7 protein-coding genes and 1 tRNA gene are annotated in these 7,450 nt (G+C 60.6%); 4 read left to right on the top strand and 4 right to left on the bottom strand.

The features are described from left to right. Nucleotides 1-290 precede the first annotated feature (290 nt). Complete coding sequence (locus tag HKN06_02690; protein NNF60219.1) at nt 291-1,316, top strand: fructose-bisphosphate aldolase class I; 1,026 nt, start codon at nt 291-293, stop codon at nt 1,314-1,316. Between the two features lie 540 nt (nt 1,317-1,856). Here the strand turns inward: HKN06_02690 and HKN06_02685 are convergent. Genes HKN06_02685 through HKN06_02670 form a run of 4 tightly spaced genes read right to left on the bottom strand, consistent with a single transcriptional unit; the run spans nt 1,857 to nt 5,884 of the window. After that, nucleotides 1,857-3,368, bottom strand: coding sequence for a M48 family metallopeptidase (locus HKN06_02685; GenBank protein ID NNF60218.1), 1,512 nt, complete (start codon nt 3,366-3,368; stop codon nt 1,857-1,859). A 43-nt stretch (nt 3,369-3,411) separates the two neighbouring features. After that, entirely contained in the window at nt 3,412-4,827 is a 1,416-nt protein-coding gene (locus HKN06_02680; GenBank protein NNF60217.1) for a PhoH family protein, read from the bottom strand. 51 nt (nt 4,828-4,878) lie between these two features. After that, nucleotides 4,879-5,343: a peroxiredoxin gene (locus HKN06_02675; protein ID NNF60216.1), complete on the bottom strand. Its 465-nt coding sequence runs from the start codon at nt 5,341-5,343 to the stop codon at nt 4,879-4,881. A gap of 10 nt (nt 5,344-5,353) precedes the next feature. After that, entirely contained in the window at nt 5,354-5,884 is a 531-nt protein-coding gene (locus HKN06_02670; GenBank protein NNF60215.1) for a glycine cleavage system protein R, read from the bottom strand. Between the two features lie 135 nt (nt 5,885-6,019). Here HKN06_02670 and HKN06_02665 point away from each other — a divergent pair, with 135 nt between their 5' ends. The 3 genes from HKN06_02665 to HKN06_02655 all read left to right on the top strand — a co-directional run bounded on the left by HKN06_02665 (nt 6,020) and on the right by HKN06_02655 (nt 7,449). Then, entirely contained in the window at nt 6,020-6,910 is an 891-nt protein-coding gene (locus tag HKN06_02665; protein ID NNF60214.1) for a 4-hydroxy-tetrahydrodipicolinate synthase, read from the top strand. Beyond that, entirely contained in the window at nt 6,907-7,164 is a 258-nt protein-coding gene (locus HKN06_02660; protein ID NNF60213.1) for a hypothetical protein, read from the top strand. The genes HKN06_02665 and HKN06_02660 overlap by 4 nt, the downstream gene beginning before the upstream one ends. A gap of 195 nt (nt 7,165-7,359) precedes the next feature. Continuing rightward, a tRNA-Ser gene (locus HKN06_02655) sits at nt 7,360-7,449 on the top strand. Nucleotide 7,450 lies beyond the last annotated feature (1 nt).

Here is a 7,450-nt window from a genome sequence, read left to right as displayed (position 1 = left end):
CGACTCATTCGCAACATGACATATCCTCCATACAGGACCATTCTAGTCCTGTATCCGGGTCTCGGCAATAACCCCTTCGTTTCGTGCAACTGGCGTAGGAGCGGCATCCTGCCGCGATTGCGGGGTGGAATCGCGCCTGGAAGGCGCTCCTACGGTCGCTGGCTTCAGCCGCGACTACCTGGGAAAGGCGTGCTGTGGCAATCCCGACTCCCGCCGCGCGCCAATCTCGCGTATATTCTCGCCCCAGCAAATTGCCCGCCAAAACATCTCATTCCAGGGGGAAACCAGTAATGAACGTCGACCAACTCATCACCGTCGCAAACGAAATCGTCGGTCCGGCCAAAGGCGTACTTGCCGCAGACGAAAGCTCGCCGACGATTAAAAAACGTTTCGATCAAATCAACGTCGAGTCGACCGAAGAGAATCGCCGCGGCTATCGCGAGATGCTGTTTACCACGCCGGGTGCCGAGGAATACATCGGTGGCGTGATCCTGTTTGAGGAAACGTTGGGGCAGTCGACCAAAGACGGCGTACCGTTTCCGAAGCTGCTGGCCGAGAAGGGCATGATCCCGGGTATCAAGGTGGACAAGGGCGCCAAGGCGCTGGCCGGGTTTCCCGGCGAAACAGTCACCGAGGGCCTCGACGGATTACGCGAACGGCTGAATGGTTATCGCGAGCAGGGCGCTCTATTCGCCAAGTGGCGCGCCGTGATCGACATTGACGAGACAGCCGGCATTCCTTCGCGCTTCGGTATTGAAGCCAACGCGCACGCGCTGGCGCGCTACGCGGCGCTATGCCAGGAAGCTGGTTTGGTGCCGATCGTCGAGCCGGAAGTGCTGATGGATGGCGCCCACTCGATTGAAGTGTGCCAGGCCGTTACCGAGGAAGTGCTGGTAGAAGTCTACAATCAGCTTTCTGCTCACCGTGTATTGCTGGAAGGCACGCTGCTCAAGCCCAACATGGTTATTGCCGGCAAGAAATGCCCGCAACAGGCCAGTGTTGAAGAAGTCGCTCATGCAACTGCATTGACGCTGCTGCGCACCGTACCGGCTGCCGTGCCTGGCGTCGTATTCCTGTCCGGCGGTCAAAGCTCGGAAGAAGCTACTGCGAACCTCAATGCCATCAATGCCATGGGTGAGTTCCCCTGGGAAGTGAGCTTCTCCTACGGCCGTGCGCTGCAGGCACAGCCGCTACAGGCCTGGGGTGGCAGCGCCGACAACATCGATGCTGGCAAAAAGGCCTTTTTCAAACGCGCAAAGCTCAACGGCCTGGCGCGCAGCGGCGACTACAACGCCGACATGGAAAAAGCGGCGTAAATCCAAAAAGGGGGCAGGAGCCGACTGGTTCCTGCCCCCGGCAACCCTTGCTTTTCGCGGCTGGTCGCTCTCGCGCATCCCTCGGTCGCACCAGCACGGTTGTCGCGGACCAGGGCTGGGTTGGCGGCTGAAGCCGCTCGTACGGTTGTACCGGCACGGTTTGTTGCGGACCAGGGTGGGTTCGCGGCTGAAGCCGCTCCCACGTGGCTTGTAGCAGGGTTCGTAGGAGCGCCTTCCAGGCGCGATAAATTTTAGCGGGCGTTGCGCTACGGAAATCGCGGCAGGATGCCGCTCCCACGTGGCTTGTAGCAGGGTTCGTAGGAGCGCCTTCCAGGCGCGATAAATTTTAGCGGGCGTTGCGTTACGGAAATCGCGGCAGGATGCCGCTCCCACGTGGCTTGTAGCAGGGTTCGTAGGAGCGCCTTCCAGGCGCGATAAATTTTAGCGGGCGTTGCGCTACGGAAATCGCGGCAGGATGCCGCTCCCACGAAGGGCAGTAGCAGAGTTCGTGGGAGCGCCTTCCAGGCGCGATGACCTTCGTCAGCGACGGGCGCGGCGTGACTCGGCGTCTTCCTGTTCGTCGGATGACGGCTGGCGGCGTTTCTTTTTGCGGTTCTGCGGCAGGTGTTCGCGGATTTCGTCCAGGCGGGCCTCGAATCGCGCGCGTTGTACGTCGTCGAGGTTCGGCGAGGCCAGCGCCAGTTCCAGCTGGCCGGTTGCCAGCAACAGGTTACCGCTCAGCACATGTACTTCGGACATGTAGTAGTGCGCATCGGCGGTGTCGCCGGCGGCGCTGGCGGCGAGTGCCAGCAGGCGAACCTGCGACGGGGTGTAATTGAGGTTGTTGACCAGGTCGAGCAGCATCGTGTGCGCCTGTTTCGCCTTGCCGGCCTGGATCAGCGCCTCGCCGTAATGCATCGTCAGCGGCACGTTGCGCGGGAACAGTTTGTGGGCATCTTCGTAAGTGACCATGGCCAGGCCGGTGTCACCGGCAGCGAGGTACGCACGCGCGAGGCCAATGTGATAGGCGATGACGTTTTCGCGCTTGTCGCGCAGCCATTTGAAATGCTCGGCTGCATCGACCGGACGGCTGGACTGTAACAGCGCCAGCGCGTAACCGTAACGGTTAGCCTCGGCCCAGTCACGCTGGTCTTTGGGAATCTGCGACTCGAAGAAAGCAACGGCATCATCGGGTAAATCGGCAGACATTACGCGTATGCGTGCACGCGCAAGCTGCCATTCCAGCGAAGACTCCACGTCGAGTTGCGGCAGCAGGGCTATGCGGTTGCGTGCCTCGGCAATACGTTCGCTGCTGACCGGATGCGTTTGAAGGAATTCCGGTACGCGCTGGCTGGCCAGTCCGCTGTAGCGCCCCATGGTTTCAAAAAACGATGCCATTGCGCGCGTATCAAAACCCGAAGTGGACAGGATGTTGATGCCTACACGGTCGGCTTCGTACTCGTTGTCACGGGTGAAGTTGATCTGGCTCTGGATTGCCGCGCCCTGTGCCACGGTCATCGCCGCCTGGATGGCGTCACCGCCGGCCCCGGTGGCGCTGCCGAGTATTACAGCTGCCATTATGGCTGCCGCCGTCATCAGGCCGGTCTGGCCCTGCGCCTGGATCATTCGGGCGATATGTTTTTGCGTAACGTGGGCAATTTCGTGAGCGAGCACTGCTGCCAGTTCGCTTTCGTTCTTCGTTGCCAGGATCAGGCCATGGTGTACGCCGATAAAGCCACCGGGCAGGGCGAATGCGTTGAGCCGTGGATCGTTGACGACGAAAAAGGTAAAGCGGTGCTGGCCTTCGTGTGCCCGGGAGGCAAGCTTGCGGCCCAGCGTCTGGATGTACTCCTCGGTAGCCGGGTCTTCCAGCAGCGCGCCGCTGTCACGCAGCTGCCGCATGATCATGCGTCCCAGCTGGTATTCCTGGTCGCGCGAGATTGCCGCACCACCGGCATCGCCAAGCGCCGGCAGATCGCCGGTTTGCGCCAGCGTCACCGGCGGCAGCGCCAGCAGGGTGGCAAGTAATGTAATTAGGGCTAATCGGGGCATGGCTGGTAGCTCTGACCGCGTCCGGGCGCAGCCGTTCCCGAGGCTACAGGATATCCGAGGCATGGTCAGCCAGCCGCGAGCGCTCGCCACGCAATAATGTGATGTGTCCCGAGTGCCCCCAGTCACGAAAACGGTTAACTACGTAGGTCAGGCCGGAGGTCGTCTCGGTGAGATAGGGCGTATCGATCTGCGCCACGTTGCCCAGGCATACCAGCTTTGTGCCCGGGCCGGCACGGGTAATGATGGCTTTCATCTGTTTCGGAGTCAGGTTTTGCGCCTCGTCAATGATGATGAAGCGGTTTAAAAAAGTTCGGCCGCGCATGAAATTGAGCGAGCGAATCTTGATGCGATTTCGCAGCAGGTCATTTGTTGCCTGGCGGCCCCACTGGCCGCCTTCCTGGCTTTGCGTCAGCACTTCCAGGTTATCCATCAGCGCACCCATCCACGGTTCCATCTTTTCTTCTTCGGTGCCCGGGAGAAATCCGATATCTTCGCCCAGCGGTACCGTGACCCGGGTCATGATGATCTCGCCGTAGTCGTTATTCTCCAGCGTCTGTGTCAGGCCGGCCGCCAGGGTTAGCAGTGTCTTGCCGGTGCCAGCCACGCCGAGGATAGTGACAAAATCCACTTCCGGGCACATCAGCAGGTTGAGCGCAAAGTTCTGTTCGCGGTTACGTGCGGTGATGCCCCAGATGTTGTGCTTTTCGTTGCGGTAGTCGTCGACCAGCTCGACGATTGCCGTGTCGGCGCCGGGTGTCTCGCGCACTATAGCCTCAAAGCCATTGTCGCCCGGCATATGAATAAACTGGTTCGGGTACCACTCCGGTACGCGCGGGCCGCGCACCTTATAAAAGGTATGCCCGGCTTCCTGCCACGAATCGACATCCTTGCTGTGCTGTTCCCAGAAGTCATCGGCCAGCGTATCCACGCCGGTAAACAGCAGGTCAACATCGCTCAAGGTTCGGTCGTTGTAGTAATCCTCGGCATGGATGCCCAGCACCGACGCCTTGATCCGCAGGTTGATGTCTTTTGATACCAGCGTAACGTGCGACTCGTGCTCATCCTGCAGCGCCAGCGTGTTGCCCAGGATGGTGTTGTCCGGGCGCTTGCCCGGCAGGTCTTCCGGCAGCGGGTAGGGCACCGAGCGGGTCTGGAAAAACAGTCGGCCACTGCCGTTGCCAAACTTGTGCTCGTCGTCCTCGTGCATGGCCGACGGCAGCGACAGCCCATGGTCAATTTCGTCCTTGGTCTTGTCGGCGATCAGCGAATCAATAAATCGGCTGGCCTGGCGCGCGTTTCGCGAGGCCTCCGACATGCCTTTCTTGGTGGCGTCCAGTTCCTCCAGCACCGCCATCGGCAGATAGACGTCGTGTTCCTCAAAGCGAAACACCGCCGTCGGATCGTGGATCAGGACATTGGTATCCAGTACGAAGATTCGTTTACCGGGTGTTGGTGTCATACGTATCGATGGTACCGCCGATTACGGCGGCACGGCAGTTGGGGTTGCAGGTTAGAGTTCTTTGACGGCCGCGAGCACTTCGTCGACGTGCCCTTTGACCTTGACTTTGCGCCACTCGCGACGCAGCTTGCCGTTCTCGTCGATCAAAAAGGTGCTGCGCTCGATACCACGCACCTTCTTGCCGTACATGTTCTTGTCCTTGATGACATCGAACTGGTTGCACAGCTTTTCGTCTTCATCCGAAATCAGGTCAAACGGGAAATCAAATTTGTCCCTGAACTTCTCGTGTGATTTGAGACTGTCACGCGAGATGCCCAGTACAACGGCTTTTGCCCGGCGGAACTTGCGGTGGTTATCGCGAAAATCCTCACCCTCGGTGGTGCACCCGGGCGTGTTGTCCTTGGGATAAAAATAAAGCACCACTTTCTGCCCGCGCAGGTCTTTGAGGCGCAGAGTACTATCGCCGGTAATGTCGGCTTTGAAATCCTTGACGACGCGATTTAGCTGTACAGCCATGCTTTACCTCTTAACCCTTGACCGGTTCCAGGATGGCATCCAGGTTGAGCCGGTCGCAAAACTCCATGAATTCTTCCCGCAGCGCGGCGATGTGGATCTTGCCCGGCACGTTGATGGTCATTTGTACTGAAAACATCGGCGCGCCGGTGTGTGCAGCCGCGTAACTGCGGGTGTTCATCTCGGCGATATCGATTTCGCGTGATGAAAAGAAACCCGAGATGTTATGCACGATGCCGGGCTGGTCCAGGCACACGACGTCGACGCCATACGGCAGCATGTCGTCACGGATATTGCGCTGCTCGGTGCGCCGCACGGTAACGGTAAGTTCGTTACCCTCGGCGGTTCGCTTCAGCTGGCCTTCCAGCTTGCCCAGCGTGTGCCAGTTGCCCGAAACCAGCAGCAGCATGGCGAAATCCTGTCCCAACGCAGTCATGCGGCTTTCGACGATATTGCCGCCGCATTCGAGCACGGTATGCGTCAGGTCATGCACGACGCCCGGCCGGTCGCGGCCGACCGCGGAGATTACGATCAGTTCATTCATGCGGCGAGATTGATGCATGCTGAGGCTGGCACGCAGGGCAGTGTACCGGCTGCGCGGCGCCGCGCAACCGGTGGATTTTTCTTGCCATGACGCGTCATGCCCGGCTACCATCGCGGACGGTTTCGGGGGGTGCAGATGACAGCGCTTTTTACGGGCAGTATCGTCGCGCTGGTCACGCCGATGACGGCGGCTGGTCAAATTGATACAGCAGCTTACGAGCGCTTGCTACAGTGGCATCTAGCTGCCGGCAGCGACGGGCTGGTAATCGGCGGCACCACCGGTGAGTCGGCGACGCTGCGGCCGGCGGAACTGGAGGGGCTGCTCAAGCTGGCGGTGCAGGCAGTGGCGGGGCGCATTCCCGTGATCGCCGGTACCGGCACCAACAGCACCGCGGGCAGCGCGGAACTGACCACGATGGCCTGCGCGGCCGGCGCCGATGCCTGCCTGGTGGTGACCCCTTCTTACAACAAGCCCACCCAGGAAGGGCTGTACTTTCACTACCAGGCCATCGCCGACGCCGCATCCGCGCCGGTCATTCTTTATAACGTGCCCGGGCGCACCGGTACTGACCTGCTGGCCGCGACCGTCGCGCGCCTGTCAGCGCATGAGCGTATCGTTGCCATCAAAGAGGCAACGGCCGACATCGAACGGACTCGCGAGATTATCCGCCTGTGTGGTGATGACATGACAGTGATCAGCGGCGACGACGCCACGGCGCTGGCAGCGATGCATGCCGGGGCACGCGGCGTGGTGTCGGTATCGGCCAATATCGTGCCGGACAAAATGGCGGCACTGTGCAGGGCTGCGCTGGCCGGGGATTTCGAGCAAGGCCGTGACATCGACGAGAACCTGCGTGAACTGCACCAGGCACTGTTTATTGAATCGAACCCGATTCCGGTAAAATATATACTGGCACGCATGGGCTACATTGAGCCTGCGCTGCGGCTGCCGCTGACGCCACTGCAGCAGCAAAACGAAGCGAAGGTGACAGACGCGGTGAAACGCGCAGGGGTAAAGATCACATGATACGACTGATGGCGGTTTGCCTGTCGCTGCTGATGCTCGCCGGATGTGTCGGCGTTCGCTGTGACAAGGTGCGGCCCTACCAGCAGACCACGGCGCGCGCGCCGATACAGGTGCCCGACGACCTGTCCGAACCGCGCATGCGCGCCCGCGCGCCCGAAGTCGACGCCAACGCGCCGGTGCGACGTGCCGACGGCCGCTGCCTCGAAGAGCCCCCCGAATACACGCCCATAGAAGAAGAACCCGCCACTTCGTAGGCGCGGCCGCGTGGGAGCGGCTTCAGCCGCGACGTGCTTGCGTTGAGTTTTCGTAGGAGCGGCATCCTGCCGCGATTCTGGCTGGGCCAATTTGCGCGGAATCTATCGCGCCTGGAAGGCGCTCCGGCTTCAGCCGCGACTGCCGCGTTGTTGAACACCTGCGGCCGAGGCGTTAACCTTCGCTGGCTTTCCAATGGAGAGGTGGCCGAGTGGTCGAAGGCGCACGATTGGAATTCGTGTAAACGTTAACCCGTTTCGTGGGTTCGAATCCCACCCTCTCCGCCAA

It is taken from the genome of Gammaproteobacteria bacterium, assembly GCA_013003425.1.
In the GTDB taxonomy this organism is placed as follows: Bacteria; Pseudomonadota; Gammaproteobacteria; order Steroidobacterales; family JABDKV01; genus JABDJB01.
This window is presented reverse-complemented; position numbering and strand designations above follow the sequence as displayed.